The sequence below is a fragment of the Streptomyces sp. NPDC048504 genome (genome assembly GCF_043200035.1).
GTDB lineage: Bacteria > Actinomycetota > Actinomycetes > Streptomycetales > Streptomycetaceae > Streptomyces.
The window spans coordinates 150,911-174,359 of record NZ_JBICXA010000019.1 but is presented as its reverse complement, the minus strand read 5'-3'; the positions used below and the strand labels follow the sequence as shown (position 1 = coordinate 174,359).

Genomic DNA, 23,449 nt, shown 5'->3' with positions numbered 1-23,449 from the left:
TGCACATTGTCCCTTCCTGACCGACTCCCGGAACGGAACAGGAGTTCCCGCACTCACCCGATCGGGCAAAATGGCAGGACCCTGCCGCTCACCCGAGGAGATCCGTACCGCGTGACCAAGCGACGTGCTGGGGGTGGGGGGGTGCCCCCCACCAAGCAGCGTGCCCTGTTGGCCGCGATCATCACCTTGATCCTGGTCCTTTCCGCCTGCATATACGTCGGGGCGTCCGCCGGTGACGGTGGCGTCGACGACGGCAGGAACTCCGCCGGTTCCCGCTCCGGCGGCAACTCCGCCGCCCCCGCCTCCGCAGGCACCTGGGTGGGTACCTGGGCCGCCGCCCCGGTGCGCGCCGAAGTCGGCACGGAGGAGACCGGCATGGCGGGTCGCTCGGTGCGCAACATCGTCCACACGAGCGCCGGCGGCGCGGGCGCCCGGATCACCCTCTCGAACCTCTACGGCCAGGCCCCGCTCAGCGTCACCCACGCCTCGATCGCCGTCGCCGCCACCAGCAACAGCTCCGCCGCGGCCGCGGGCACCATGCGCCGGCTGACCTTCGGCGGCGCGACCTCGGTCACCGTCCCGGCCGGGCAGCAGACCCTCAGCGACGCCGTTCGTCTCCAAGTCCCGGCGGGCGCCGACCTGTTGGTCACCACCTACTCCCCCACCGCGTCGGGACCGGCCACCTACCACCCGTACGCGCGGCAGATCTCCTATCTCGCCGACGGCGACCACGCCGAGGACGCGACCGGCACGCCGTACCGCGAACGCACCGCGATCTGGCGCTACTTGACCGCGGTGGACGTGCTGAGCCACCAGGCGAACGGCACGGTCGTCGCGTTCGGCGACTCGATCACCGACGGGTCCACCTCGACGGAGAGCGCCAACCGCCGCTGGCCGGACGCCTTTTCGCAGCGGCTGCACGCGGCCGTCGCGGCCGGGCAGGACGTGCCGCGCTACAGCGTCGTCAACGAGGGCATCAGCGGCAACCAGATACTCGCGAGCCTCGCCGGCCGGCCCGCCGAGAACCAGAGCGGCCTCGTCCGCTTCGGCCGTGACGTGCTGGGCCGTCCGAACGTCAAGGTCGTCGTCATCGACCTCGGCGTCAACGACGTCCTGCACGGCGCCGGCGCCGACCGGGTCCTCACCGGCCTGCGCACCCTGGTCCGCCAGGCCCACGCCCGCGGCATCAAGGTCATCGGCGCGACCCTGATGCCCTTCGGCGGCCACCCCCGCTACTCGGCGGGCCGGAACGCGGTGCGCCAACAGGTCAACGCGGCGATCAGGAGCGGCACGGTCTACGACGCCGTCGTCGACTTCGACAAGGCGCTCCGCGACCCGTACGACCCGCGCCGGTTCGCCTCCGAGTACGACTCGGGCGACCATCTCCACCCCAGCGACCGGGGCTACCGGAAGATGGCCGCGACGATCGACCTGGCGGATCTCAAGGGCGCGGTACCCGCCCAGTTGTAGGCCCCGGTGGTGAGGCAGAGGCTCAGAGCCCTTCCAAAAACCTCAGGAACTCAGTCCCAGTCCCGGTGCCTGCGCTCCCGCCGGTCCCGGTGCCGCTCGCGCCGCTCCTCGTGCCGTTCCCTGCGCTCCTCGTGCCGGCGTCGCATCGCCTCGCGGTGCTCGTCCATGGCCTCGCGGTGGGAGCCGTAGAGCTGCTTGGCGGACGAGCCGCGCTCCAGCTTCTCCTGCCGGCGCTCCTCCTTGAGGCGCTGGCGTTCCGCGCGGGTCACCTTGCGTTCCACGCCTACGCCGCCCCAGAAGGCGAAGCCGGTGATGATCACGCGCGGGGCGCCCGGGTCGCCCGGCACGCCCTCCTGGCTGTGGTCGAAGCCGCCCATGATGCCGATGCCGCGGACGACGACCTCGACGCCCGGCGGCACGATGACCTGCGCGCCGCCCATGATCGCGACGCAGTTGATCTCGACCTCGCGGTCCGCGAAGTTCGCCTCGCGCAGGTCGATCTCGCCGCCGCCCCAGAAGGCGAAGGCGGTGAACCGCTTCGGGACCGTCCAGCGTCCCTTGCGCTGGAACCCGGACATGATGGCCACCGCGGCGGTCGAGGACCCCTCGCCGCCGACGATCCGCCCGGCCCAACTCCCGCTGTCCACCGGCTCCTTGACCATGTTCACCCGCGGCGGGGTGACCCCGGCGACCGGCAGGTCCTGGGTGATGGGCGTCAGTTCGCCGTACGTCCGCGCCTTGTAGGTCGCCTCCAGACGCTCCTCGAACTCCTCCATGTCGAGGCGGCCCTCCGCGACGGCGTCGCGCAGAACCTCGGCGACCCGCTCACGGTCGGCGTCGGATGCGCGGAGTTCCGGGACTGCGTCGTCGGTCATACGGAGCAGCCTACGAGTTCGCTTCCCGAAGGGCTACGACACCGCTTTCTCCGCCTGCTCGGCGTACATTTTCGCGATCACCGCCTCGATGTCCGGCTCGCGCACCGACAGGTCCACCATCGGGTACTCCGCCGCGATCCGCGCGACCAGCGGGGCCGCCGACTCCGACGCAGGAAAGGCCAGCCACTGCCGGGGGCCCTCCACCTTCACGACCCGCGCGTCGGGCACCTCGATCGGGGGCAACTCCCGTTCCAGGTCCACCACCAGGGTCCGTTCGCTCTCCCCCGCCTCGTGCAGACCGGTGAGCGGGCCGTCGTACATCAGGCGCCCGTGGTCGATGACCATCACGCGGGAGCACAGCTGCTCGATGTCCTGGAGGTCATGGGTGGTGAGCAGGACCGTGGTGCCCTGTTCGGCGTTCAAGTCCCGCAGGAACTCCCGGACTTTGGCCTTGGAGATGACGTCCAGGCCGATGGTCGGTTCGTCGAGGTAGAGCACCTCGGGGTCGTGCAGCAGGGCCGCCGCGATGTCGCCGCGCATCCGCTGGCCGAGGGAGAGCTGTCGTACGGGGACGTCCAACAGGGCGCCCAGTTCGAGGAGTTCGACACAGCGGTCGAGGTTCGCGGCGTAACGGGCGTCGGGGATGCGGTACATGCGGTGCATCAGCTTGTACGAGTCGATCAGCGGGAGGTCCCACCAGAGTGTGGTCCGCTGGCCGAAGACCACGCCGATGCGGTGCGCGAGCCGGGTGCGTTCGCGGGCCGGGTCGATGCCGGCGACCCGCAGCCGGCCCCCGGACGGGGTGAGGATGCCGGTCAGCATCTTGATGGTGGTCGACTTCCCGGCGCCGTTCGGACCGATGTAGCCGACCATCTCGCCGCGCGCCACCGTGAAGGAGATCGAGTCGACGGCCCGCACCTGCCGCCGTTCCCGTTTCATGAACCCGGTCTTCTTGCGCACGTCGAAGACCTTCTCGACGCGGTCCAGTTCGATGAACGCCTGCTCTGTCACCGTCAACTCCCAGTACTTCGGTACGACTTGAGCCCGGCGCGCCAGGCCAGCCCGGCCAGCGCGCAGAAGGCGAGTGCCACCAGCGGCGACGCGAACTGCGCGCCCGGCGGCAGATCCAGCGGGTACGGCCGCCCCAACACATAGGAGGCGGGCACCCAGTTGACGAAGGCGAGCGGCAGCATGAAGGTGACGCCCCGCACGAAGTCCTTGCCGAACACGGCCGGCGGATACTGCAGCAGCGTGGTGCCGCCGTACGTGAACGCGTTCTGCACCTCGGCCGCGTCCTGCGCCAGGATCTGGAAGGCCGCGCCCGCCACGAACAGCGCCCCGAAGATCGCCGCGCCGCAGAGCAGCATCATCGGCACCAACAGCAGCTTCCCGACAGTCCAGTCGACGTCGATGTGGAGCAGCGCGTACCCGAGCACCAGGCCGCCCTGGGTGATCCGGCCCAGGCGGCGCAGCGCGAACCGGTCGGCGCCGATCTGGGCCAGCACCGGTGCCGGGCGCACGAGCAGGGTGTCGAAGGAGCCGTCACGGATGCGGGCGCCGAGCACGTCCATCGAGCCGAGGACGAGGTCGGAGATGCCGAACGCGGTCGCCGACAGGCCGTAGAGGAAGGCGACTTCGGGCAGTGACCAGCCGCCCAGCGAGTGGACCTGGGAGAACATCAGCAGGATCGTGGCGAAGTCGAGGCCGGTCACCAGGAGGTTGCCGATCACGGTGATGACGAAGGACGTCCGGTAGGCCATGCTCGACCGGATCCACATCCCGGCGATCATCCCGTAGGCACGCAACCCCTCGCGCCAGCGCGGGAGTTCACCGTCACCCGCGTGCCGAAGGGGCACCCCCTCACTCGTTCGGGTCGTCTCAGCCACCCTGCACCACCACTCTCCGCGTAGCCGCCGACTGCATCAGCCGCCCCGCCGCGAGCAGCGCCACCGCCCAGGCCGCCTGGAAGGCGTACGCGTGGAGCGGGTCGGTCTTCCCCATCAGCACATCCGCGGGCATCTGGATCTGCGCCGCCCACGGCAGCGCGCGGACGACATCGCCGAGCGCGCCCGGGAACGCGTTCAGCGGGAGCACCATGCCCGAGCAGAAGATCCCCAGGATCATCATGGCCTGGTTGATGCCCGTGCCGTCCATCAGCCAGAACACGCTCAGCGCCGCGAGGTAGCGGATGCCGAAGCTGACGAGGATCGCCAGCAGCAGCGCCACCAGAAGAGCCGCCCAGGACATGACGTCCGTGGGCAGCGCCATCGGGAAGAACAGCGCGCCGAACACGAACGGGACCACGCCCCGGCCCAGCAGTTGGAACAGGGCCCGTCCGAAGTCGCTCGCCAGCCACCAGAGTTGGAGGTCGGCGGGCCGGTACAGGTCGACGGCGATGTCGCCCGTGCGGATCCGTTCCATCAGGTCCTTCTCGAACCCGCCGCCCTGGATCGCCAGCGTCGCGTACAGACACTGCCCCAGCCACACGTACGTCACCGCCTGCGCCTGGTCGTACCCCCCGAGATGCGGGCGCTGGTCCCACAGCGCCAGATAGGTGTAGACGAGGACGACACCGAAGACGGTGTTGGTGAAGACCCCGGCGAGCGTCGCCGCCCGGTACGTCGCGTACCGCCTGAAACCCCCCGCCGCGACGGCCGCGTACAACCGCCCAGCGCCCACAGAAACCAACCTCCACCCTGTCTTGACACCGAAGCGCAGGAGCCTAGTCCGCAGGTGGTGACGCACGCCACGCATTTTCCGGGCAAGTGCGTGCCGATCGGCGGGAACGGAACGCATGGTGCGAGAGTCTTCGTCTGGGGGCGCAGAAGCGCACAAGGCCGTACAGGAACGTACGAGGCAGTGCGGGACCGTACGACGCGAAACAGGAGTCCGTGCACGACATGAGCGACCAGCCGCAGCCGCAGCAGCCGAACCAGGGCTGGGCACCGAGAGAGCCGGAAGCGGCCGCCGCACCCGAGGCGCCCGGCGCGCCCGGCGGCGAGAAGCCCAAGAAGCCGAAGCGGCCCAAGCGCACCGGATGGCGGCGGGCGATCCCGACCTGGCGCATGACGCTCGCGGGGTTCATCGCGCTCGTGGCGCTGCTGATCGGCGCGTTCTTCCTCGGCTACTCGCTGGTCAAGATCCCGCCCGCCAACGCCCTCGCGATGAAGCAGTCGAACGTGTACCTCTACGCGGACGGCTCCCAACTCGCCCGCGACGGCGAGGTCAACCGGGAGAACGTGGGCCTCGCCCAGATCTCCGCGAACGCCCAGCACGCCGTACTGGCCGCCGAGGACCGGGACTTCTACTCCGAGTCCGCCGTCGACCCCAAGGCCATGGTCCGCGCCGCCTGGAACACCGCGACCGGCAAGGGAACCCAGTCGGGCTCCACGATCACCCAGCAGTACGTCAAGAACTACTACCTGGGCCAGGAACAGACCGTCACCCGCAAGGTGAAGGAGTTCTTCATCTCGATCAAGCTGGACCGCACGGAGTCCAAGGACGAGATCCTGGAGGGCTACCTCAACACCAGCTACTTCGGCCGCAACGCCTACGGCATCCAGGCGGCCGCCCAGGCCTACTACGGCAAGGACGCCACCGACCTCGACGCGGGCCGCGGCGCCTACCTCGCCGCACTGCTGAACGCGCCGAGCGAGTACGACGTCGTGGCGCATCCGGAGAACAAGGCCGCCGCGGTGGCCCGTTGGAACTACGTCCTCGACGGCATGGTCAAGAAGGGCTGGCTCACCCAGGCCGCGCGCACCGGCATGAAGTTCCCCATGCCGAAGGAGGCGACGGCATCGACGAGCATGTCGGGACAGCGGGGTTACATCGTCGGCGCGATCAAGGACTACCTCACCACCAACAAGATCATCGACGCGGACACCCTCGAAGCCGGCGGCTACCGCATCACCACCACCCTCCAGAAGAGCAAGCAGGACGCCTTCGTGAAGGCCGTCAACGACCAAGTCATGTCCAAGCTCGACAAGAAGAGCCGCAAGGTCGACAACTACGTGCGCGCGGGCGGCGCTTCGGTCGATCCCAAGACCGGCCACATCGTCGCGATGTACGGCGGCATCGACTACGTGAAGCAGTACACGAACGGCGCGACCCGCGGCGACTTCCAAGTCGGCTCCACCTTCAAGCCGTTCGTCCTCGCCTCGGCGATCCAGAACGACTCGCAGACCCAGGACGGCCAGACCATCACGCCCAACACCTACTACGACGGCACCAACAAGCGCCCCGTGGAAGGCTGGAACGGCGGCTCGTACGCCCCCGAGAACGAGGACGAGGCCTCCTACGGCGACATCACCGTCCGCACGGCGACGGACAAGTCCGTCAACTCGGTGTACGCGCAGATGGCAGTCGACGTGGGCCCGGACAAGGTGAAGCAGACGGCGATCGCCCTCGGCATCCCGTCCGACACCCCCGACCTGACCGCGACCCCGTCCATCGCGCTCGGCCCGTCCACCGCGAGCGTCCTCGACATGGCGGAGGCGTACGCCACGATCGCCAACCACGGTGAGCGGCACACGTACACGATGATCTCGAAGATCACCAAGGACGGCACGAGCGACATCAAGCTGCCGGAGAACAAGACGACCCGCGCGGTGAGCCGCGAGTCCGCCGACACCACGACCTCGGTCCTGCAGAGCGTCGTCGACAACGGCACGGCCACCGCGGCCCAGGGCGCCGACCGCCCCGCGGCCGGCAAGACCGGCACGGCGGAGGAGGACACGGCGGCCTGGTTCGCGGGCTACACCCCCGACCTGGCGACGGTCGTCTCGGTCATGGGCCAGGACCCGACCACCGCCGCCCACAAGTCGCTCTACGGCGCGATGGGCCTCGAACGTGTCAACGGCGGCGGGGCGCCCGCCGAGATCTGGGCCCAGTTCACCAAGTCCGCCCTCAAGGGCACCGAGGCGAGCGACTTCGACCTCCAGCTCCAGGACGGCGCCGAGACGGTCGCACCCCCGAGCCTGCAGCCCAGCCAGCCGGCGACGACGGGCAACCAGGACAACGGCGGTACGACCACCACCGGCGGCCAGGGCGACCAGGGCCAGACGCAGGGCCAGACGAACGGCGGCACGACGACCACCGGCGGCGACACCACGACGACCGGCGGCACCACGGGCACCACGACGGACGGCACCACGACCACGGGCGGCACCACGACCGACGGCGGAACCACGACCACCGGCGGCACCACGGGCACGACCACGGACGGCGGGACCACGACGACGGGCGGCACGACGGGGACGACGACGGACGGCACCACCGGCGGCACGACGACCGGGGGAACGACGGCGGGACCGCAGAGCACGGGTCGCAAGAAGGAGTGACCGGCTCTCCGGGCGGCTAGTGCCCGGAGGTCGCCTTCAGCCCCACGACCGCGACCAGCAGCAGACACACGAAGAAGATCCGGGCGGCGGTGACGGGCTCCCCCAGCACCACCATGCCGAGCACCGCCGCCCCGGCCGCGCCGATCCCGACCCACACGCCGTAGGCGGTACCGATGGGCAGCGACTTCGCGGCGTACGAGAGCAGCAGCATGCTGGCGACGATGCCGGCGCCGGTGAACACGCTGGGGACGAGGCGGGTGAAGCCGTCGGTGTACTTCATCCCGATCGACCAGCCGACTTCGAGCAGACCGGCGACGACGAGCAGAACCCAGGCCATGACAGGCACCTCCGAGACGTACGTACTGAACGGGGGTGCGTCGTCTTTCCGTGTCGCTGTCCCGGTACGGCGCGTCTCGTCGGGTTCCCTTCCAACGTAGCAAAGGGACGGCAAAAGGGGCTGGTGACGATGGTCACCAGCCCCTTCGAGGCTTGCTGCTACAGGTACGCGTCTACAGATACAGGCCGGTCGAGTCCTCGGACCCCTCGAACCGGTCGGCGGCCACGGCGTGCAGGTCCCGCTCGCGCATGAGGACGTAGGGGACCCCGCGCACCTCGACCTCGGCACGGTCCTCGGGGTCGTAGAGGACCCGGTCGCCGGGCTCCACGGTCCGCACGTTCTGTCCTACGGCGACGACGTCGGCCCAGGCAAGTCGGCGCCCCACGGCCGCCGTCGCGGGGATCAGGATCCCGCCACCCGAACGCCGCTCGCCCTCGCTCTTGTCCTGCCGCACGAGCACACGGTCGTGCAGCATCCGGATGGGCAGCTTGTCGTGCTGGGTGCTCTGCTCGTCTCTCTTGGCGCTCACGCCCACGAACCTACCTGCCCAGGACCCGTCCGTACGCGGGCGGGTCACCCACGGTTTCAGCCCTTACGACCGCTACGACGCCGGGACCCGAGGACGAACAGCCCCACGACCCCGACGGCCACGAGAGCGACGGGAACGATCCGCTCGACGCGCGGCGCACCCTCCTCGTCCACGAACTGACCCTTGACGTCACCGACGACCCGGTTGACGCCGACGTACGCCCTGCCGAGGGTGTGATCGATGCTCGACGCGACCTTGGCCTTCGCGTCGCCCACGATGGTCTTCGGGTGCACCCGCACCCCGATCTCGTCGAGCGTGTCGGCGAGGACATCGCGGCGACGCCTGATGTCCGCCTCGATCTGCGCCGGGGTTCTGGTGTCCGGCGTGTTCGACGTGTCCGTCACCGTACGGCCTCCGAAGTCTGCTGGTACTTGTGCCGGACAGTCTGTCAGCTCTCGCGCGGAGTGCACTGTCAGCACCCCCGGTTACGCTAGCGCGATGAGTGAACGACTCCAGCCCGGGGACGTTGCCCCCGCCTTCACGCTCCCCGACGCCGACGGCACCGAGGTGTCCCTCGCCGACCACAAGGGCCGCAAGGTCATCGTCTACTTCTACCCGGCGGCCCTGACCCCGGGCTGCACCAAGCAGGCCTGCGACTTCACGGACAACCTGGACCTGCTGACGGGCGCCGGCTACGACGTCATCGGCATCTCCCCCGACAAGCCGGAGAAGCTAGCCAAGTTCCGCGAGAAGGAGAACCTCAAGGTCACCCTCCTCGCGGACCCCGACAAGAAGGTCCTCGACGCCTACGCGGCCTTCGGCGAGAAGAAGAACTACGGCAAGACCTACATGGGCGTGATCCGCTCCACGATCATCGTGGACGAGTCCGGCAAGGTCGAACACGCGCTGTACAACGTACGGGCGACGGGCCACGTGGCGAAGATCATCAAGGACCTGGGCGTCTGAGGCGCTAGGCCTCCACCGCCTCTCCGTACCTGAACGACACCCACACATCAGGAGCCAGGTCGGGCCGCCCGGGCACCGACCTGCGCTCCCCGCCCCACTCCCCCGGCGCGAGCTCCTCACCGACCCGCCGCCAGAACGCCACGGCCCCCGGATTGACGTCCTGAAACGCGACCTCCCACTCCCCCGGATACCGCGCGACAACATCCCGCACGGCCCGCATCCCGACCCCGGCCCGCCGGGCACCGCGCACGACGAAGAAGCTGTTGAGCACCCGGGTGGGCGCTCCGACCGCCCGCACGAAGGCGAACCCGACGGGCCGCTCCCCCCTCCAGAAGAGATACGGCGCCCAGTCCCCATCCCTGCCGTCGAACGCCGCGTCCACCCGCTCACTGCGGAACGTGCCGTCGGGGTTGGGCAGTTGAGGTCGCCCTCCGACCGCGAACTCAGACAGATCATGCCGAAACATCAGCCAGAGCCGCTCGACGATGGGGCGGTCGGCGGGGGTGGCCAGTCGTACGTCTACGTCTACTTCTCCTGCTCCCACAAAAGAGGTCATGAAAAAAGCCTCCCGGCCGGACAAGGGTCCGCTCCCGAAAGGCTCCAGCGACCCACAGCCTACCAACCGCTTTACGTTACGGGCGTGACTGTCCGATAAGCGGCTCGTTACTCCGTTCGAGGCCACGAACGTGTGGTCGAGATCGGAGGGGAAACGGTGGGAGTCAGCGCGTATTCGCGGGAGCGGCTGGAGGAGGCGGCTCAGGGGGCTCGGACGTTGTCCGAGGCGTTGGAGAGGTTGGGGGTGGATCCGGGGAGCTCGACTCGGCGCTACGTCCTTGCGCGGATGAAGAAGCTGGGGGTGGACGTCTCCCACTTCGAGCGGGAGGGGGTGAAGTGGACGAAGGAGATCCTCCAGGCGGCCGTTTCGGCGTCGACGAACATGTGCGAGGTATTGCGGTGTCTCGGGCTGGAGGTCGTGGGCGGACACCACACGCACATCAGCCGTCGTATCAAGGCGTACGACATCGACACCTCGCATTTTCGGATGCCGAGCCGGCGGGGTGAAACCCGGCGCCCCCGGACACCTGAGGGACTGCTCGTCGAGCAGCCGACCGGTCAGGCTCGGCGCATCCCGAGCGATCGGCTCAAGGGGGCGATGAAGGCGTTGGGAATGCAGGAGCGGTGCGCTCTGTGTGGGGCGGAAGCGGTCTGGCGAGGACATCCGCTCCCGCTGGAGGTCGATCACCTCGACGGCAACTGGCGCGACAACCGCATCGAGAACCTCCGGTTCCTCTGCCCCAACTGCCACTCGACGACGGACAGTTATCGAGGACGTGGAAAGAGGCGGGGCAAAGGTGGCGCCCCATGAGCAACGGCGCGCAGTACACCCGCGAGCGACTGACCGAAGCCGCCGCGCGCTGCTCCGACATCGACGAGGTCATCGCCTTCTTCGGTACGCAGCCCTACGGCAAGCTTCGCCGCCACCTCTTTGGGCGTTTCGACCACTTCGGAATCGACGTCTCCCACATGCCACGCCAGAGACGATCGAACACGGCGCCATCCAAACCGGCCACCGATGAACTGCGTCGCACCATCGCTGGAGCCACATCCATCGCGGACGCGCTCCGCGTACTGGGTATGGAGCCGTACAACAGCAGACTGCGCACCCTGCTCCGCCAATGGCTGACGGAAGACGGCCTCGACACCTCCCACTTTCTGGGACAGGCGCACCAGCGAGGACGGTCGGGTGGCGTGCTTCTTCGGCGTGCCGAGGACATCCTCGTCCGGCACGACGGCAGTCGCCGAACGAGAACCCACCTGCTGCGTCGGGCGCTCCGGGAGGTGGGTGCACCAGAGGTATGCGCCGAATGCGGGATCGGCCCCGAGTGGCTCGGCAAGCCGATGACGCTGGAGGTCGATCACGTCAACGGGGACTGGAGCGACGACCGGCGCGAGAACCTGCGGTTGCTGTGCCCCAACTGTCACGCGATCACGAGCACATGGTGCAGAGGAGGTCGACAACGCAGTTGCGGCGCCCAGTAAAGTGGGTCTCAGCACTGGCGCCCGTACGCCAAGGGCTGAGCGGCGATCTTTAGGTGGTCGTGTTTGTCGGTTCGAATCCGACCGGGCGCACAAGGATGCCCCGCATCTTCGCTTCGTAGGTGCGGGGCATTTTCGTGAAGTCAGCCCAACAACTCCCGAACCACCGGCACCAACGCCCGGAACGCCTTCCCCCGATGGCTGATCGCGTTCTTCTCCTCGGCCGTGAGTTCCGCGCAGGTCCGTGTCTCGCCCTCCGGCTGGAGGATCGGGTCGTAGCCGAAGCCGTTCGTGCCCACCGGCACATGCCTCAGCACACCCATCAGCTGACCCTCGACCACCCGTTCCGTGCCGTCCGGCAGGGCAAGGGCCGCCGCGCAGGCGAAGTGGGCGCCCCTGTGTTCGTCCGCGATGTCCGAGAGCTGGGCCAGGAGGAGGTTCAAGTTGGCCTGGTCGTCGCCGTGTTGGCCGGACCAGCGGGCCGAGAAGATGCCGGGGACGCCGTTCAGGACGTCCACGCAGAGGCCTGAGTCGTCCGCCACCGCCGGGAGGCCCGTTGCCTGGGCCAGGGCGTGGGCCTTCAGGAGGGCGTTCTCCGCGAACGTCACGCCCGTTTCCTTGACGTCGGGGATGTCGGGGTAGGACTCCGCGCCGACGAGGTCGTGGGGCAGGTCCGCGGCGGTGAGGATCGACCTCAGTTCGGTGATTTTGCCGGCGTTGCGGGTGGCGAGGATCAGGCGTGTCATGGCGTTCAGTATTCCAACCTCCGCCGTACGACTACGACGTGCAGACCTTCGTCAGTTCGCCCGCCGCGTCCGTGACCGGGCTGATGTCGGGCGTGTTGTCGCCGTTCTTGACCGCCGTGCGGACGTTGTCGACAGCCGTCCGCAAGTCGTCCACCGCCTTGTTGACGTCCGCGTTGTCGGTCTTGTCGCCGATCTTGTCGAGGTCCTTCTCGATGGAGTTGAGGGACTCGTCGGTCTGGGTGGGGTCGTTGGCCGCGTTCTCCACCGCCTGTTGGAGGCCGGTGACGCTGTCGGCGATGGTGTCGGCGGTCTGGACGCAGTCGATGGCCTTGTCGACGGCGTCGCAGCCGGTGGCGAGTCCGGCGGTGAGGCCGATCGACGCCACGGTGGCGGCAATGGCGATACGGCGTCGGCTGCTTCGGCTTCGTCGGCTGGCGGCCATGGTTCGGTTTCCTCCCCGTGGGGCGTGCCTCGGCGGCCACTCCCCGTTTCCGTTCCGTATGCGTAGGGACGCGGGGGCGGGCCGCCGGGTTGATCCCGCAGCCCGCCTCTCTTGGTATGACCTTGGTGCGCCCTTTACCTGACCGTCCCAGCCTCTTACTTCTCCAGCGCGGCCTCAAGTGCCTTTCGCTGTACGGCGGTCAGCTCCTCGCAGCCGGTGACGGCGAGGTCGAGGAGGGCGTTGAGTTCGTCGCGTGCGAAGGGCTCGGCCTCGGCGGTGCCCTGGACCTCGACGAAGCGGCCGTCGCCGGTGCAGACGACGTTCATGTCGGTCTCGGCGCGGACGTCCTCCTCGTAGCAGAGGTCCAACAGCGGGACTCCGCCGACGATGCCGACGGAGACCGCGGAGACCGTGCCGGTGAGGGGCTGGCGGCCGGCCTTGATGAGCTTCTTGCCCTGGGCCCAGGTCACCGCGTCCGCGAGCGCGACGTACGCGCCGGTGATGGCGGCCGTACGGGTGCCGCCGTCGGCCTGGAGGACGTCGCAGTCGAGGACGATGGTGTTCTCGCCGAGGGCTTTGTAGTCGATGACCGCGCGGAGCGAGCGGCCGATGAGGCGGCTGATCTCGTGGGTGCGGCCGCCGATCTTGCCGCGGACGGACTCGCGGTCGCCGCGGGTGTTGGTGGCGCGGGGCAGCATGGAGTACTCCGCGGTGACCCAGCCCTCGCCGCTGCCCTTGCGCCAGCGGGGGACGCCTTCGGTGACGGAGGCGGTGCAGAAGACCTTCGTGTCGCCGAAGGAGACGAGGACGGAGCCCTCGGCGTGCTTGCTCCAGCCGCGTTCGATGGTGACGGGGCGGAGCTGTTCGGGGGTGCGGCCGTCGATTCGAGACATGGCGAAGAGCCTAGTGGTACATGAGGAAGGGGCTCCTCCCGCGGTGGGAAGAGCCCCTCAGCGCGTGACGCCGTAGGTGAAGTCGGGGTCGACGCTCGGGTCAAAGCCGGGAATGATCCCCGCGCTTCACATCAGGTCTTCGATGTCCGCCGCGATCGGGTCCGCGTCGGTGCCGATGACGACCTGGATCGCCGTGCCCATCTTGACGACGCCGTGGGCGCCGGCGGCCTTCAGGGCGGCCTCGTCGACCAGGGCGGGGTCCTTCACCTCGGTGCGCAGGCGGGTGATGCAGCCCTCGACCTCTTCGATGTTGTCGATGCCGCCCAGCCCGGCGACGATCTTCTCAGCCTTGGTGGCCATGTTGTTCTCTCCCTGATCCGAACCGCTTTGTCGCAGTAACCCACAGTTGGCCCAGCTTCGCGAGCGGTCATGTCGTGCGTGCCGAATGATGGTGACGATCACGTCGCCAACTGGTCTACACCACATTACCGAGGGGCGTCCATGAGTGCCGACAGTGCCGCCGCCCGTCCTGGGCGGACCCTTTGGGGCAACCTGTTCCAGGGGCTGCAGAAGATGGGCCGCAGTCTCCAACTCCCCATCGCCGTACTGCCGGCGGCCGGCATCCTCAACCGGCTCGGGCAGCCGGACGTGTTCGGGGACGACGGGCTGGGGTGGACCAATGTCTCGAAGGTGATGGCGGGCGCGGGCGGGGCGCTGCTCGACGGGCAGCTCGGGCTGCCGCTGCTGTTCTGCGTGGGCGTCGCGATCGGCATGGCGAAGAAGTCGGACGGGTCGACGGCGCTGGCCGGACTCGTCGGCTTCCTCGTCTACTACAACGTGCTGCGCCAGTTCCCGAAGGACTGCACGGGCGGCACGAACGTGGTGCCCGGCATCGGGTGCCAGGCCGCCGATCACACGGTCTCGGCATTCACGTACCAGAATCCCGGGGTGTTCGGCGGGATCGTGCTGGGGCTGCTGACCGCGTTCTTCTGGGTGCGGTTCCACCGTACGAAGCTGGTGGACTGGCTCGGCTTCTTCAACGGTCGGCGGCTGGTCCCGATCATCATGTCGTTCGTGGCGATCGCGGTCGCGGCGGTGGCGCTGTGGATCTGGCCGCCGATCGGCACCGGCCTTGAGCACTTCAGCGACTGGCTGAGCGCGCGGGGTGCGGTGGGCGCGGGGGTGTTCGGTCTCGCCAACCGGGCGCTGCTGGTCGTGGGGCTGCATCAGTTCCTGAACGTGCCCATCTGGTTCCAGTTCGGCAGCTATACGAAGCCGGACGGGACGGTGGTGCACGGTGACATCAACATGTTCCTGGCGGGTGACCCGAACGCGGGGCAGTTCACCTCGGGGTTCTTCCCGATCATGATGTTCGCGCTGCCGGCGGCGGCGCTCGCGATCGCACACTGCGCGAAGCCGAGCCGCCGCAAGGAGGTGAGCGGCCTGATGCTCTCGGTCGCGCTGACCTCCTTCGTCACCGGCATCACCGAGCCCATCGAGTATTCGTTCCTGTTCATCGCGCCCCTCCTCTACGCCGTTCACGCGGTGTTGACCGGTGTGTCGATGGCGGTGACCTGGGGGCTCGGGGTGCACGACGGGTTCAGCTTCTCGGCGGGGCTGATCGACTACGCGATCAACTGGAACCTGGCGACGAAACCGTGGGCGATCATTCCGATCGGGCTGTGCTTCGCGGCGGTGTACTACGTCGTCTTCCGTTTCGCGATCACGAAGTTCGACCTGAAGACTCCGGGGCGCGAGCCGGAGGACGAGCACGAGGACGTCACCAAAGCCTGAGGGAACAGGCAGGCAGGGCAAGCGAGTTGGGCCCCCGGACCATCGGTCCGGGGGCCCTTCTCCATGTACGCCGTCGTGTACGTCGCGTAGCGATTCGGTCGCAGAATCAGCGGGTTCCTTTATGCGGACTTCATCTGCTACAACAGGTCTACACCACTGAGTGGTGTAGACCACCACCCGATGGAGGAAGTCTATGAGCACCGCCACCGCGCCAACGGCGGCCCCCACGAAGAAGTGGGGATCCGGCCTGTTCCAGGGCCTGCAGAAGATCGGCCGCAGCCTACAGCTCCCGATCGCTGTGCTTCCGGCGGCGGGCATCCTGCTCCGGTTCGGTCAGGCCGACATCCACGACAAGCTGCATCTGCCGGACAAGGTGACGGCCGTCTTCGCCACCGCCGGTGGCGCGATCTTCGACAACCTGCCGCTCCTGTTCTGTATAGGTGTCGCGATCGGCTTCGCCAAGAAGTCCGACGGCTCCACCGCGCTGGCGGCGCTTGTCGGCTTCCTCGTCTACAGCAATGTGCTCAAGGCCTTCCCGGTCACCGACGCGCAGATCCTCAAGGGCGCGGACGTACCCGCGACCTACAACAACCCCGGTGTCCTCGGCGGCATCATCATGGGTCTGCTCTCCGCGGTGCTGTGGCAGAAGTTCCACCGGACCAAGCTGGTCGACTGGCTCGGCTTCTTCAACGGCCGCCGTCTCGTCCCGATCATCATGGCGTTCGTCGGCACGATCATGGGTGTCTTCTTCGGCCTGATCTGGAAGCCGATCGGCGAGGGCATCTCGAACTTCGGTGAGTGGATCACCGGTCTCGGCGCGTTCGGTGCCGGTCTGTTCGGTCTGATCAACCGCGGGCTGATCCCGGTCGGCATGCACCAGTTCGTCAACTCGGTGGCCTGGTTCCAGATCGGCGACTACAAGGACTCCACCGGCGCCGTCGTCCACGGTGACCTCACCCGCTTCTTCGCCGGTGACCCGACCGCCGGACAGTTCATGTCGGGCTTCTTCCCCATCATGATGTTCGGCCTGCCGGCCGCCGCGCTCGCCATCGCGCACACCGCCCGCCCCGAGCGCCGCAAGGCCGTGACCGGCATGATGATCTCGCTCGCGCTGACGTCCTTCGTGACCGGTGTGACCGAGCCGATCGAGTTCTCGTTCATGTTCATCGCCCCGGTGCTCTACGCGATCCACGCGGTGCTGACCGCCCTGTCCATGGCGATCACCTGGGCGCTCGGCGTCCACGCGGGCTTCACCTTCTCCGCGGGCTTCATCGACTACGCCCTCAACTGGAACCTCGCCACCAAGCCCTGGCTGATCATCCCGATCGGTCTGGTCTTCGGCGCGATCTACTACTTCGTCTTCCGCTTCGCGATCACCAAGTGGAACCTCCCCACCCCGGGCCGCGAGCCCGAGGAGGAGATCGAGGACCTCACCAAGGCGTGAGCCCGTCCAACGCCTGATGCCCGGCCCGGAGTTCGCTTCCGGCCCGGGCATCGTCGTAGCTCCGCCCGTTCAGACCGTGAGCACGATCTTCCCGCGCACCGACCTGTCCTCACTCCTGCGATGTGCCTCCGCCGCCTCGGCCAGCGGCAGGGTCAGGCCGACGCGGGTCCTCTTCTTCCCGTCGGCGACATCGGCGAGGATCCGGCCCAGCAGCGCGCCGTCGGACTGCGCGCTGACCCGGCGTACGTCGACACCGCGCTCCGGTACGGGATCCGGCACGACCGCGATGACGACGAAGACACCGCCGTCGCGCACGGCGTGGATCAGGTCACCGCCGATACCGGCGGGGTCCACGACGACATCGACCCCGCCGGGCACCGACTTCCGTACGGCGGCGGCGAGTTCCCCGGCATCGTGCGAGCGCCCGAGGACGATGCCGGCGCCGAGACCTTCGACGTACTTCTCGTCGCCGTCCGACGCCACGGCGACGACCTTGGCGCCGCGGCCCGCCGCGTGCTGGACCGCCCATCCGCCGATGGCGCCGCTCGCCCCGGTGACCAGCACGGTCTGCCCGGCTTCGAGTCCGCCCAGGTCGAGGGCCTGCCAGGCGGTCTCGGCGGTGATCGGCACGGACGCCGCCGTGACGTCGTCGACCCCGGCCGGGATCTCCGCCAGATGGGCGGAGTCGATGGAGACGACCTCCGCGTACGTGCCCTCCTGGTCGACGAACCAGGGCGCGAGCCCGGCGACCCGGGTACCGGGGGCGAAGGGTCCGTCGCCGTCGACGACCGTGCCCGCGAGGTCCGCGCCGAGGATGAACGGCGGTGCCAGGTCGGGCAGCACCTGGCGCAGCCATCCCGCGCGGGCCGCGAGGTCCGCCGGGTTCACGGAGGTCGCCGCCACCCGGACCCGGACCCGTCCGGCGCGCGGCGCGGGTTCGGGGATCTCGGTGACGGTGAGCACCTCGGGCCCGCCGAAGTCGTACTGCTGAATCGCCTTCATCACAGCCTCTTCCCTGCGAGATCAGGGTCCTCGCACGATCTACTAAGAGTTGCTTGCGGAAGCAAGCTTATGACTGTCAACTTGCCCCCGCAAGCGGTACGACGAAAAGGGGCGCTCACTCAGAAGCTGTCGCCACTGAGCGCCTCAAGGAAGACCTTCGGGTTCCAGTACTCGCGGTAGGTGACGACGAGTCCGTCGCGGAAGGTCACGAAGGTCGCGTAACTCATGTTGTAGGGATTGCCGTTGGACACCACGCTGCCGATCACGCTCCACTCCGCGATCGCCACGTTCTCGTCGGCGGTCGGGTAGACGCGCACTGAGGGGATCTCGCGGATGTCGATGAGGTCGGGGTAGCCGCGCAGGTAGTCGTAGAGCGCCTCGCGCCCCTCGATCCGGGCCGGCGATCCTTCGGGGGCGAACGGGAATTCGGCGACGACGTCCTCGGCGCACAGGTCCGTCCAGGCCTTCATGTCCTTGGCGAGGAAGGTGTCGAGGGTGCGCCGCAGCAGGTCGACGGCCGAGGGGGTGCTGCTCATCTCGTGCTCCTGTCATGGGTGGCGTCCGCCCGGGAGGGCGATTGCCGGACAGCCCGACACTAGCACTGTGTAAGCGACACAGCGACACTTATCTTCGAATGGTGCCGCGAACCACCCCGTCGGGCGGTCAGGTCACCATTCGAGCGGCATCGTGAACTTCCCGAGGCGGGCGACCTCGTCGGCGATCTCCGCGATCGTGGTGTGGTCAAGCTCCGCCTCGAACGCCTCGCGCGCACGGGTCAGCGCGGGCTGGAGACCGCCCACGATGTTGCTGCCGACCGCGCAGTCCGGCGGCGGCGGGCTGCGGTGCAGGGTGAACAGCCGGGTGTCCTCCACCGCCCGGTACACCTCCAGCAGCCCGATCTCCTCGGCCGGCCTGGCCAGCAACGCGCCGCCGCCCGCGCCGAGTTGGGACCTGGTGAGCCCGGCGGCGCTCAGCCGGGACAGCAGGCCGCGGATCACCACGGGGCTCGTACTGGCCGAGTGTGCGAGGTCCTCGGAGCGCAGGGGTTTGCCGCCGCTGACCGCGAGGGCGACCAGGGCGTGGACGGCGACGACGAAGCGGCTGCTGGTGGGCATGGCGGTCCCGGGGCGTGTAAGGGTGACGGTTACACGCCCCACTATGCCGCAGCGAGGGCTTGCCGTGCGATCGTGGATTGACGCACAATTTGCTTGCTTGAGCAATGAGTGCTCAGGATGCGATGACTGCCCTCGATGGTGCGACGCAGGAGATGAGAACCATGACTGATGTCCCGATGGCACGGGTCGCGGTGGTGACCGGCGGAGCCGGCGCGATCGGCGGTGCGATCGCCCGTGAACTCGCCCGCCTCGGACACCAGGTCGTCGTCCTGGACCGGGCCGGTGACGTCGCGTGCGATCTCGCCTCGGAGGCGGACGTACGGCGGGCCGCCGCCGAGATCCTGGAGCGGTACGGCCGGGTCGACGTGCTCGTCCACTCGGCCGCCGCCGTCGACCCGCAGGAGCTGGAGACCGTCGACCTCGCCACCTGGCGGCGGATCCAGTCCGTCAACGTCGAGTCGGTCCTGCTGCTCGCCCAGGCCTTCACGCCCGGGATGCGGGAGCGCGGGTTCGGCCGGATCGTACTGATCACCTCGGACACCGTCTGGAAGCCGCCGAGTCCCGACCTGCTCGGCTACATCACCAGCAAGGGGGCGCTCACCGCGTTCGCCCGCACGCTGGCCGCCGCGCTGGGCAGGGACGGAATCGCCGTGACGTCCGTGGCACCCGGGCTCACCCGCACCCCGTCGACCGCGTACCAGCCCGACGAGGCGTTCGACGCGGCCCTGGCCACCCAGGCACTCCCCCGCCCCCTCGTCCCCGAGGACGTCGCGGCGACCGTGGGCTTCCTGGCCGGCGACGCCGCGGAGGCACTGACCGGCCAGGTCCTGACGGTGGACGGCGGCAGCCTGCTGCGGTGAGCCCCCGGGCACGGCGAGGCCCCCGGCACTTTTCGGTACCGGGGGCCTTCGCGTCCGCAGAACTAGATCTCGTACGACGCTCTCGGCGCCGCCAGTTCCACCGGGCCGTCGAAGACCTCGCGCGCGTCGGCCAGGTTGGCCTGGGGGTCGGTCCACGGCGGGATGTGGGTCAGCACCAGCCGCCTGACCCCGGCCCTGGTCGCCGTCTCGCCCGCCTCGCGGCCGTTGAGGTGGAGGTCCGGGATGTTCTCCTTGCCGTGCGTGAACGCGGCCTCGCACAGGAACAGGTCGGTGTCCCGGGCGAGTTCGTCGAGGGACTCGCTGACGCCCGTGTCGCCGGAGTACGTCAGGGACCGCCCGCCGTGCTCGACGCGGATGCCGTACGCCTCGACGGGGTGGCGGACCCGCTCGGTGTGCACGGTGAAGGGGCCGACGTCGAACGTGGACGGCTTCACCGTGTGGAAGTCGAAGACCTCGCTCATGGAGGAGGCGGTGGGGGTGTCGGCGTAGGCCGTGGTCAGCCGGTGTTCGGTGCCTTCGGGGCCGTAGACCGGGATGGGGTCGCAGCGGCCGCCGTCGTGGCGGTAGTAGCGCGCGACGAAGTACGCGCACATGTCGATGCAGTGGTCGGCGTGCAGATGGCTGAGGAAGATCGCATCGAGGTCGTAGAGACCGCAGTGGCGCTGCAGCTCGCCAAGGGCGCCGTTGCCCATGTCGAGGAGCAGCCGGAAGCCGTCGGCCTCTACGAGGTAGCTCGAACAGGCCGATTCCGCGGACGGGAACGACCCCGAGCAGCCGACGACGGTGAGCTTCATAAAGCAGAAACCTCCGCTGGCGGGAACTTCTGGAGTTGGGTGACGGGGGTCGTGCGGTCCGTCGAGCGTAAGGCGCAAAAGGGCCGGTCGCTCCTCCGCCAAGGGCTGTTGTGGGGGAACTCACCTGTGGTGTCACCGGTTCGGCTGGAACCGGGGCGCGTGGGGTCTGCGAGAGGGCGCGCGGCGTTGTTTGCGCGCCGGTACGGTCGTTCGTATGAACACGTACTGGTGGCTCGCGCTTGCGGCCGTGGTGTTGCTGGCGCTCGTCGCCACGCTGGTCGACGGGTGGGGGCGGGGGTCGTCCCGACGGGTTCGGGGGGACCGGCCTCGGCCCGCTGAGATCTGGTGGGCGAATGTGCCCTACGAGGATCAGCCCGGGGGTGCGAAGGATCGGCCTTGTCTGGTGCTCGCGGTGCGGGGGCGGAAGGTCACCGTCGCGAAGATCACCAGTAAGTATCACGATGGGCGGGGTGGGGTGATTCCCTTGCCACCGGGGGCTGTTGGGGATGCGCGGGGGCGGGCCAGCTATCTGGAGACCGGCGAGTTGCGGAAGGTAGCTGTGTCCAACTTCCGGCGGAGGGTTGGGGTGGTGGACCCGGTCCTATGGGATCAGGTCCGTCACCTCACCGGCTGAAGGTTGTTCTTTGAGTGCGGGTGCGTGGGGGCTGGTCGCGCCCACGCGGCGGAGCCGCAAATCGATACAGCCCCGCGCCCCTAAAAACAAGGCGTGCCCCTCGGCCCCCTGGAATCAGGCCCAGAGTTGGCCCTGAAGCGTTGCGATCGCCTCTTCTGTCGTTGCCGCCGTGTAGACGCCTGTCGACAGGTATTTCCAGCCGCCGTCTGCCACCACGAAGGCGATGTCCGCGGTCTCCCCCGCTGCTACGGCCTTCTTGCCGACGCCGATTGCCGCGTGGAGGGCAGCGCCGGTGGAGACGCCGGCGAAGATGCCCTCCTGTTGGAGGAGTTCTCGGGTTCGGGTGACCGCGTCGGCTGAGCCGACTGAGAAGCGGGTGGTGAGGACGGAGGCGTCGTAGAGCTCGGGGACGAAGCCCTCGTCGAGGTTGCGGAGGCCGTAGACCAGGTCGTCGTAGCGCGGCTCGGCGGCGACGATCTTTACGTCCGGCTTGTGCTCGCGCAGGTAGCGGCCTACGCCCATGAGCGTGCCCGTGGTGCCCAGGCCTGCCACGAAGTGGGTGATCGACGGGAGGTCGGTGAGGATCTCCGGGCCCGTCGTCGCGTAGTGGGCGCCCGCGTTGTCCGGGTTGCCGTACTGGTAGAGCATCACCCAGTCCGGGTGTTCGGCGGAGAGTTCCTTGGCCACGCGGACTGCCGTGTTGGAGCCGCCCGCCGCGGGGCTGGGGATGATTTCGGCGCCCCACATGTTGAGCAGGTCACGGCGTTCCTGGGAGGTGTTCTCGGGCATCACGCAGACCATGCGGTAGCCCTTGAGCTTTGCCGCCATGGCCAATGAGATGCCGGTGTTGCCCGAGGTCGGCTCCAGGATCGTGCAGCCGGGGGTGAGGCGGCCGTCCTTCTCCGCCTGTTCGATCATGTGCAGGGCCGGGCGGTCCTTGACCGAGCCGGTCGGATTGCGGTCCTCCAGCTTGGCCCAGATGCGGACGTCGGTGGACGGCGAGAGCCGCGGCAGGCGCACCAGAGGGGTGTTGCCCACCGCGGCCAGCGGGGAGTCGTAACGCATCAGCGGTCAGCGGGCCTTAGTGCATGCCGCCGGCGACGGCCGGCAGGATCGTGACGTTGTCGCCGTCCGACAGCTTCGTGTTGATGCCGTCGAGGAAGCGGACGTCCTCGTCGTTCAGGTACACGTTGACGAAGCGGCGCAGTTCGCCGCCGTCCACGATGCGGGCCTGGATGCCCGCGTGCCGGGTTTCGAGGTCGGCGAAGAGCGCGGCGAGGTTCTCACCGGCACCCTCGACGGCCTTCTCGCCGCCGGTGTAGGTGCGGAGGATGGTGGGGATGCGGACCTCGATGGCCATGGCAAGGGGCTCCTGTCGGAAGCGGAAGGGGTCTGGTCTCGGTGGGCGCGCGGCACGAGCAGGGGCGCGCCTCGGCGCACGGCCGTACGGCGACTGCGCGCGGGTCAACAGATGGCGCTGCTGAGCCTGCACAGGTCGACGTGCAGCCGCGCCACGAGCAGCGTGCCCGGCGCCTTGTCGCTCACGTCGAGAAGAACCATGGGCTCATCGTATCGATTCCCTGTCCGGTCCTCGGTAGGGGATCTCACACTTCGGACGGATTTCATCCGGAGTACGAGATCAGGACCGGATCAGTACGACTCCACCACCTTGACGTCCTCCTCCGTGACCTCGCCCTCCAGGATCTGGTACGAGCGGAACTGGAAGGGGCCCGCCTCGTCGGAGTCGGCGGTGGAGACGAGGACGTAGTGGGCGCCGGGTTCGTTGGCGTAGGCGATGTCGGTGCGCGAGGGGTAGGCCTCGGTCGCCGTGTGGGAGTGGTAGATGATCACCGGCTCCTCGTCGCGGTCGTCCATGTCGCGGTAGAGCTTCAGCAGGTCCTGCGAGTCGAACTCGTAGAACGTGGGCGACCGGGCCGCGTTCAGCATCGGGACGAAGCGCTCGGGGCGGCCCTCGCCCACCGGGCCCGCGACGACTCCGCACGCCTCGTCGGGGTGGTCCGCGCGCGCGTGGGCGACGATCTGGTCGAAGAGGGCCTGGGTGATGGTCAGGGTCGGCATGGTCGTCAGGATAAGCAGAAGGGCCCCGTCGTACCGAGTGGTGGTACGACGGGGCCCATATGCCGGGAT

29 protein-coding genes, 1 tRNA gene and 1 riboswitch are annotated in these 23,449 nt (G+C 68.7%); of the genes, 10 read left to right on the top strand and 20 right to left on the bottom strand.

Translation table 11 applies throughout. The features are described 5' to 3' along the window. Positions 1 to 111: 111 nt before the first annotated feature. The gene (locus tag ACGFY9_RS38525) at positions 112 to 1,470 is read left to right on the top strand and encodes an SGNH/GDSL hydrolase family protein (RefSeq protein WP_393762156.1); all 1,359 of its coding nucleotides are present in this window, start codon (positions 112 to 114) and stop codon (positions 1,468 to 1,470) included. Positions 1,471 to 1,520: 50 nt separating this feature from the next. Here the strand turns inward: ACGFY9_RS38525 and ACGFY9_RS38520 are convergent, their stop codons facing one another. From ACGFY9_RS38520 to ACGFY9_RS38505, 4 genes are all read right to left on the bottom strand, one after another. After that, positions 1,521 to 2,345: a DUF1707 domain-containing protein gene (locus ACGFY9_RS38520; protein WP_393762154.1), complete on the bottom strand. Its 825-nt coding sequence runs from the start codon at positions 2,343 to 2,345 to the stop codon at positions 1,521 to 1,523. Positions 2,346 to 2,378: 33 nt separating this feature from the next. Next, complete coding sequence (locus ACGFY9_RS38515; RefSeq protein ID WP_393762152.1) at positions 2,379 to 3,356, bottom strand: ATP-binding cassette domain-containing protein; 978 nt, start codon at positions 3,354 to 3,356, stop codon at positions 2,379 to 2,381. 2 nt (positions 3,357 to 3,358) lie between these two features. After that, positions 3,359 to 4,135 carry an ABC transporter permease gene (locus tag ACGFY9_RS38510; RefSeq protein WP_393762333.1) on the bottom strand — a complete coding sequence of 259 codons (777 nt, stop codon included), beginning with the start codon at positions 4,133 to 4,135 and terminating at the stop codon, positions 3,359 to 3,361. Between the two features lie 88 nt (positions 4,136 to 4,223). Next, positions 4,224 to 5,024 carry an ABC transporter permease gene (locus ACGFY9_RS38505; protein ID WP_393762150.1) on the bottom strand — a complete coding sequence of 267 codons (801 nt, stop codon included), beginning with the start codon at positions 5,022 to 5,024 and terminating at the stop codon, positions 4,224 to 4,226. 221 nt (positions 5,025 to 5,245) lie between these two features. Between ACGFY9_RS38505 and ACGFY9_RS38500 the strand changes: the two genes are divergently transcribed. Next, positions 5,246 to 7,687: a transglycosylase domain-containing protein gene (locus tag ACGFY9_RS38500; RefSeq protein WP_393762148.1), complete on the top strand. Its 2,442-nt coding sequence runs from the start codon at positions 5,246 to 5,248 to the stop codon at positions 7,685 to 7,687. 16 nt (positions 7,688 to 7,703) lie between these two features. On the opposite strand, the gene ACGFY9_RS38495 is transcribed toward ACGFY9_RS38500, so the two are convergent. The 3 genes from ACGFY9_RS38495 to ACGFY9_RS38485 all read right to left on the bottom strand — a co-directional run bounded on the left by ACGFY9_RS38495 (position 7,704) and on the right by ACGFY9_RS38485 (position 8,957). Continuing rightward, on the bottom strand, positions 7,704 to 8,024 hold the full coding sequence (locus ACGFY9_RS38495; protein WP_266769111.1) for a multidrug efflux SMR transporter: 321 nt from the start codon (positions 8,022 to 8,024) through the stop codon (positions 7,704 to 7,706). Positions 8,025 to 8,058: 34 nt separating this feature from the next. After that, positions 8,059 to 8,136: riboswitch (guanidine-III (ykkC-III) riboswitch) on the bottom strand. 60 nt (positions 8,137 to 8,196) lie between these two features. Next, on the bottom strand, positions 8,197 to 8,553 hold the full coding sequence (locus ACGFY9_RS38490; RefSeq protein WP_393762146.1) for a GroES family chaperonin: 357 nt from the start codon (positions 8,551 to 8,553) through the stop codon (positions 8,197 to 8,199). Positions 8,554 to 8,609: 56 nt separating this feature from the next. Beyond that, positions 8,610 to 8,957, bottom strand: a complete 348-nt coding sequence (locus tag ACGFY9_RS38485; protein WP_393762144.1) for a DUF3618 domain-containing protein — start codon at positions 8,955 to 8,957, stop codon at positions 8,610 to 8,612. Between the two features lie 94 nt (positions 8,958 to 9,051). On the opposite strand from ACGFY9_RS38485, the gene bcp reads away from it, so the two are divergent. After that, a complete protein-coding gene (bcp, locus tag ACGFY9_RS38480; RefSeq protein WP_366490538.1) occupies positions 9,052 to 9,519 on the top strand; it encodes a thioredoxin-dependent thiol peroxidase in 468 nt (155 codons plus the stop codon). A 4-nt stretch (positions 9,520 to 9,523) separates the two neighbouring features. Here the strand turns inward: bcp and ACGFY9_RS38475 are convergent, their stop codons facing one another. Continuing rightward, positions 9,524 to 10,075, bottom strand: coding sequence for a GNAT family N-acetyltransferase (locus ACGFY9_RS38475; protein ID WP_393762142.1), 552 nt, complete (start codon positions 10,073 to 10,075; stop codon positions 9,524 to 9,526). A gap of 156 nt (positions 10,076 to 10,231) precedes the next feature. Between ACGFY9_RS38475 and ACGFY9_RS38470 the strand changes: the two genes are divergently transcribed. The 3 genes from ACGFY9_RS38470 (at position 10,232) to ACGFY9_RS38460 (ending at position 11,649) form a co-directional block, all read left to right on the top strand. Then, positions 10,232 to 10,885: an HNH endonuclease signature motif containing protein gene (locus ACGFY9_RS38470; RefSeq protein ID WP_393762140.1), complete on the top strand. Its 654-nt coding sequence runs from the start codon at positions 10,232 to 10,234 to the stop codon at positions 10,883 to 10,885. Next, positions 10,882 to 11,559 (top strand): HNH endonuclease, encoded by a 678-nt coding sequence (locus tag ACGFY9_RS38465; RefSeq protein ID WP_393762138.1) that lies wholly within the window; start codon positions 10,882 to 10,884, stop codon positions 11,557 to 11,559. The genes ACGFY9_RS38470 and ACGFY9_RS38465 overlap by 4 nt, the downstream gene beginning before the upstream one ends. Positions 11,560 to 11,576: 17 nt before the next feature. After that, positions 11,577 to 11,649, top strand: a tRNA-Leu gene (locus tag ACGFY9_RS38460). Between the two features lie 50 nt (positions 11,650 to 11,699). Here the strand turns inward: ACGFY9_RS38460 and rdgB are convergent. The 4 genes from rdgB to ACGFY9_RS38440 form a co-directional block, all read right to left on the bottom strand. Further along, entirely contained in the window at positions 11,700 to 12,302 is a 603-nt protein-coding gene (gene rdgB, locus ACGFY9_RS38455; RefSeq protein WP_393762136.1) for an RdgB/HAM1 family non-canonical purine NTP pyrophosphatase, read from the bottom strand. Positions 12,303 to 12,333: 31 nt separating this feature from the next. Continuing rightward, positions 12,334 to 12,744 (bottom strand): hypothetical protein, encoded by a 411-nt coding sequence (locus tag ACGFY9_RS38450; RefSeq protein WP_393762134.1) that lies wholly within the window; start codon positions 12,742 to 12,744, stop codon positions 12,334 to 12,336. Positions 12,745 to 12,899: 155 nt separating this feature from the next. Beyond that, positions 12,900 to 13,637 carry a ribonuclease PH gene (gene rph / locus ACGFY9_RS38445; RefSeq protein ID WP_393762132.1) on the bottom strand — a complete coding sequence of 246 codons (738 nt, stop codon included), beginning with the start codon at positions 13,635 to 13,637 and terminating at the stop codon, positions 12,900 to 12,902. A 126-nt stretch (positions 13,638 to 13,763) separates the two neighbouring features. Next, positions 13,764 to 14,123, bottom strand: a complete 360-nt coding sequence (locus tag ACGFY9_RS38440) for a PTS glucose/sucrose transporter subunit IIB (RefSeq protein ID WP_281169871.1) — start codon at positions 14,121 to 14,123, stop codon at positions 13,764 to 13,766. Positions 14,124 to 14,138: 15 nt separating this feature from the next. Between ACGFY9_RS38440 and ACGFY9_RS38435 the strand changes: the two genes are divergently transcribed. Beyond that, complete coding sequence (locus tag ACGFY9_RS38435; protein WP_393762130.1) at positions 14,139 to 15,431, top strand: PTS transporter subunit EIIC; 1,293 nt, start codon at positions 14,139 to 14,141, stop codon at positions 15,429 to 15,431. Positions 15,432 to 15,624: 193 nt separating this feature from the next. After that, positions 15,625 to 16,875, top strand: coding sequence for a PTS transporter subunit EIIC (locus ACGFY9_RS38430; RefSeq protein WP_393762128.1), 1,251 nt, complete (start codon positions 15,625 to 15,627; stop codon positions 16,873 to 16,875). A 69-nt stretch (positions 16,876 to 16,944) separates the two neighbouring features. On the opposite strand, the gene ACGFY9_RS38425 is transcribed toward ACGFY9_RS38430, so the two are convergent. The 3 genes from ACGFY9_RS38425 to ACGFY9_RS38415 all read right to left on the bottom strand — a co-directional run bounded on the left by ACGFY9_RS38425 (position 16,945) and on the right by ACGFY9_RS38415 (position 18,992). Next, on the bottom strand, positions 16,945 to 17,877 hold the full coding sequence (locus tag ACGFY9_RS38425; RefSeq protein ID WP_393762126.1) for an NADP-dependent oxidoreductase: 933 nt from the start codon (positions 17,875 to 17,877) through the stop codon (positions 16,945 to 16,947). A gap of 119 nt (positions 17,878 to 17,996) precedes the next feature. After that, positions 17,997 to 18,413, bottom strand: coding sequence for a nuclear transport factor 2 family protein (locus ACGFY9_RS38420; protein ID WP_393762124.1), 417 nt, complete (start codon positions 18,411 to 18,413; stop codon positions 17,997 to 17,999). A gap of 132 nt (positions 18,414 to 18,545) precedes the next feature. Continuing rightward, on the bottom strand, positions 18,546 to 18,992 hold the full coding sequence (locus ACGFY9_RS38415; RefSeq protein WP_393762122.1) for an Rrf2 family transcriptional regulator: 447 nt from the start codon (positions 18,990 to 18,992) through the stop codon (positions 18,546 to 18,548). A gap of 161 nt (positions 18,993 to 19,153) precedes the next feature. On the opposite strand from ACGFY9_RS38415, the gene ACGFY9_RS38410 reads away from it, so the two are divergent. Continuing rightward, positions 19,154 to 19,852 (top strand): SDR family NAD(P)-dependent oxidoreductase, encoded by a 699-nt coding sequence (locus ACGFY9_RS38410; RefSeq protein WP_393762120.1) that lies wholly within the window; start codon positions 19,154 to 19,156, stop codon positions 19,850 to 19,852. A 62-nt stretch (positions 19,853 to 19,914) separates the two neighbouring features. Here ACGFY9_RS38410 and ACGFY9_RS38405 read toward each other — a convergent pair whose 3' ends face one another. Further along, entirely contained in the window at positions 19,915 to 20,667 is a 753-nt protein-coding gene (locus ACGFY9_RS38405) for an MBL fold metallo-hydrolase (RefSeq protein WP_366490528.1), read from the bottom strand. Positions 20,668 to 20,881: 214 nt separating this feature from the next. Between ACGFY9_RS38405 and ACGFY9_RS38400 the strand changes: the two genes are divergently transcribed. Beyond that, positions 20,882 to 21,301, top strand: coding sequence for a type II toxin-antitoxin system PemK/MazF family toxin (locus ACGFY9_RS38400; RefSeq protein WP_393762117.1), 420 nt, complete (start codon positions 20,882 to 20,884; stop codon positions 21,299 to 21,301). Between the two features lie 114 nt (positions 21,302 to 21,415). Here ACGFY9_RS38400 and ACGFY9_RS38395 read toward each other — a convergent pair whose 3' ends face one another. From ACGFY9_RS38395 to ACGFY9_RS38380, 4 genes are all read right to left on the bottom strand, one after another. Then, entirely contained in the window at positions 21,416 to 22,366 is a 951-nt protein-coding gene (locus tag ACGFY9_RS38395; protein ID WP_318016595.1) for a cysteine synthase, read from the bottom strand. A gap of 16 nt (positions 22,367 to 22,382) precedes the next feature. Next, a complete protein-coding gene (locus ACGFY9_RS38390) occupies positions 22,383 to 22,661 on the bottom strand; it encodes a MoaD/ThiS family protein (RefSeq protein WP_393762115.1) in 279 nt (92 codons plus the stop codon). 104 nt (positions 22,662 to 22,765) lie between these two features. Next, on the bottom strand, positions 22,766 to 22,861 hold the full coding sequence (locus tag ACGFY9_RS38385) for a putative leader peptide (RefSeq protein ID WP_019056721.1): 96 nt from the start codon (positions 22,859 to 22,861) through the stop codon (positions 22,766 to 22,768). A gap of 90 nt (positions 22,862 to 22,951) precedes the next feature. Continuing rightward, the gene (locus tag ACGFY9_RS38380) at positions 22,952 to 23,380 is read right to left on the bottom strand and encodes a Mov34/MPN/PAD-1 family protein (RefSeq protein ID WP_393762112.1); all 429 of its coding nucleotides are present in this window, start codon (positions 23,378 to 23,380) and stop codon (positions 22,952 to 22,954) included. Positions 23,381 to 23,449 lie beyond the last annotated feature (69 nt).

Bases quoted from the DNA above. Each gene is read 5' to 3' on its own strand.
- ACGFY9_RS38520 (WP_393762154.1), bottom strand. From the start codon at position 2,345: ATGACCGACGACGCAGTCCCGGAACTCCGCGCATCCGACGCCGACCGT.
- ACGFY9_RS38510 (WP_393762333.1), bottom strand. From the start codon at position 4,135: ATGATCGCCGGGATGTGGATCCGGTCGAGCATGGCCTACCGGACGTCC.
- ACGFY9_RS38500 (WP_393762148.1), top strand. From the start codon at position 5,246: ATGAGCGACCAGCCGCAGCCGCAGCAGCCGAACCAGGGCTGGGCACCG.
- ACGFY9_RS38495 (WP_266769111.1), bottom strand. From the start codon at position 8,024: ATGGCCTGGGTTCTGCTCGTCGTCGCCGGTCTGCTCGAAGTCGGCTGG.
- bcp (WP_366490538.1), top strand. From the start codon at position 9,052: ATGAGTGAACGACTCCAGCCCGGGGACGTTGCCCCCGCCTTCACGCTC.
- ACGFY9_RS38475 (WP_393762142.1), bottom strand. From the start codon at position 10,075: ATGACCTCTTTTGTGGGAGCAGGAGAAGTAGACGTAGACGTACGACTG.
- ACGFY9_RS38465 (WP_393762138.1), top strand. From the start codon at position 10,882: ATGAGCAACGGCGCGCAGTACACCCGCGAGCGACTGACCGAAGCCGCC.
- rdgB (WP_393762136.1), bottom strand. From the start codon at position 12,302: ATGACACGCCTGATCCTCGCCACCCGCAACGCCGGCAAAATCACCGAA.
- ACGFY9_RS38450 (WP_393762134.1), bottom strand. From the start codon at position 12,744: ATGGCCGCCAGCCGACGAAGCCGAAGCAGCCGACGCCGTATCGCCATT.
- rph (WP_393762132.1), bottom strand. From the start codon at position 13,637: ATGTCTCGAATCGACGGCCGCACCCCCGAACAGCTCCGCCCCGTCACC.
- ACGFY9_RS38440 (WP_281169871.1), bottom strand. From the start codon at position 14,123: ATGTGGTGTAGACCAGTTGGCGACGTGATCGTCACCATCATTCGGCAC.
- ACGFY9_RS38435 (WP_393762130.1), top strand. From the start codon at position 14,139: ATGAGTGCCGACAGTGCCGCCGCCCGTCCTGGGCGGACCCTTTGGGGC.
- ACGFY9_RS38430 (WP_393762128.1), top strand. From the start codon at position 15,625: ATGAGCACCGCCACCGCGCCAACGGCGGCCCCCACGAAGAAGTGGGGA.
- ACGFY9_RS38425 (WP_393762126.1), bottom strand. From the start codon at position 17,877: ATGAAGGCGATTCAGCAGTACGACTTCGGCGGGCCCGAGGTGCTCACC.
- ACGFY9_RS38420 (WP_393762124.1), bottom strand. From the start codon at position 18,413: ATGAGCAGCACCCCCTCGGCCGTCGACCTGCTGCGGCGCACCCTCGAC.
- ACGFY9_RS38415 (WP_393762122.1), bottom strand. From the start codon at position 18,992: ATGCCCACCAGCAGCCGCTTCGTCGTCGCCGTCCACGCCCTGGTCGCC.
- ACGFY9_RS38410 (WP_393762120.1), top strand. From the start codon at position 19,154: ATGACTGATGTCCCGATGGCACGGGTCGCGGTGGTGACCGGCGGAGCC.
- ACGFY9_RS38405 (WP_366490528.1), bottom strand. From the start codon at position 20,667: ATGAAGCTCACCGTCGTCGGCTGCTCGGGGTCGTTCCCGTCCGCGGAA.
- ACGFY9_RS38400 (WP_393762117.1), top strand. From the start codon at position 20,882: ATGAACACGTACTGGTGGCTCGCGCTTGCGGCCGTGGTGTTGCTGGCG.
- ACGFY9_RS38395 (WP_318016595.1), bottom strand. From the start codon at position 22,366: ATGCGTTACGACTCCCCGCTGGCCGCGGTGGGCAACACCCCTCTGGTG.
- ACGFY9_RS38390 (WP_393762115.1), bottom strand. From the start codon at position 22,661: ATGGCCATCGAGGTCCGCATCCCCACCATCCTCCGCACCTACACCGGC.
- ACGFY9_RS38385 (WP_019056721.1), bottom strand. From the start codon at position 22,861: ATGGTTCTTCTCGACGTGAGCGACAAGGCGCCGGGCACGCTGCTCGTG.
- ACGFY9_RS38380 (WP_393762112.1), bottom strand. From the start codon at position 23,380: ATGCCGACCCTGACCATCACCCAGGCCCTCTTCGACCAGATCGTCGCC.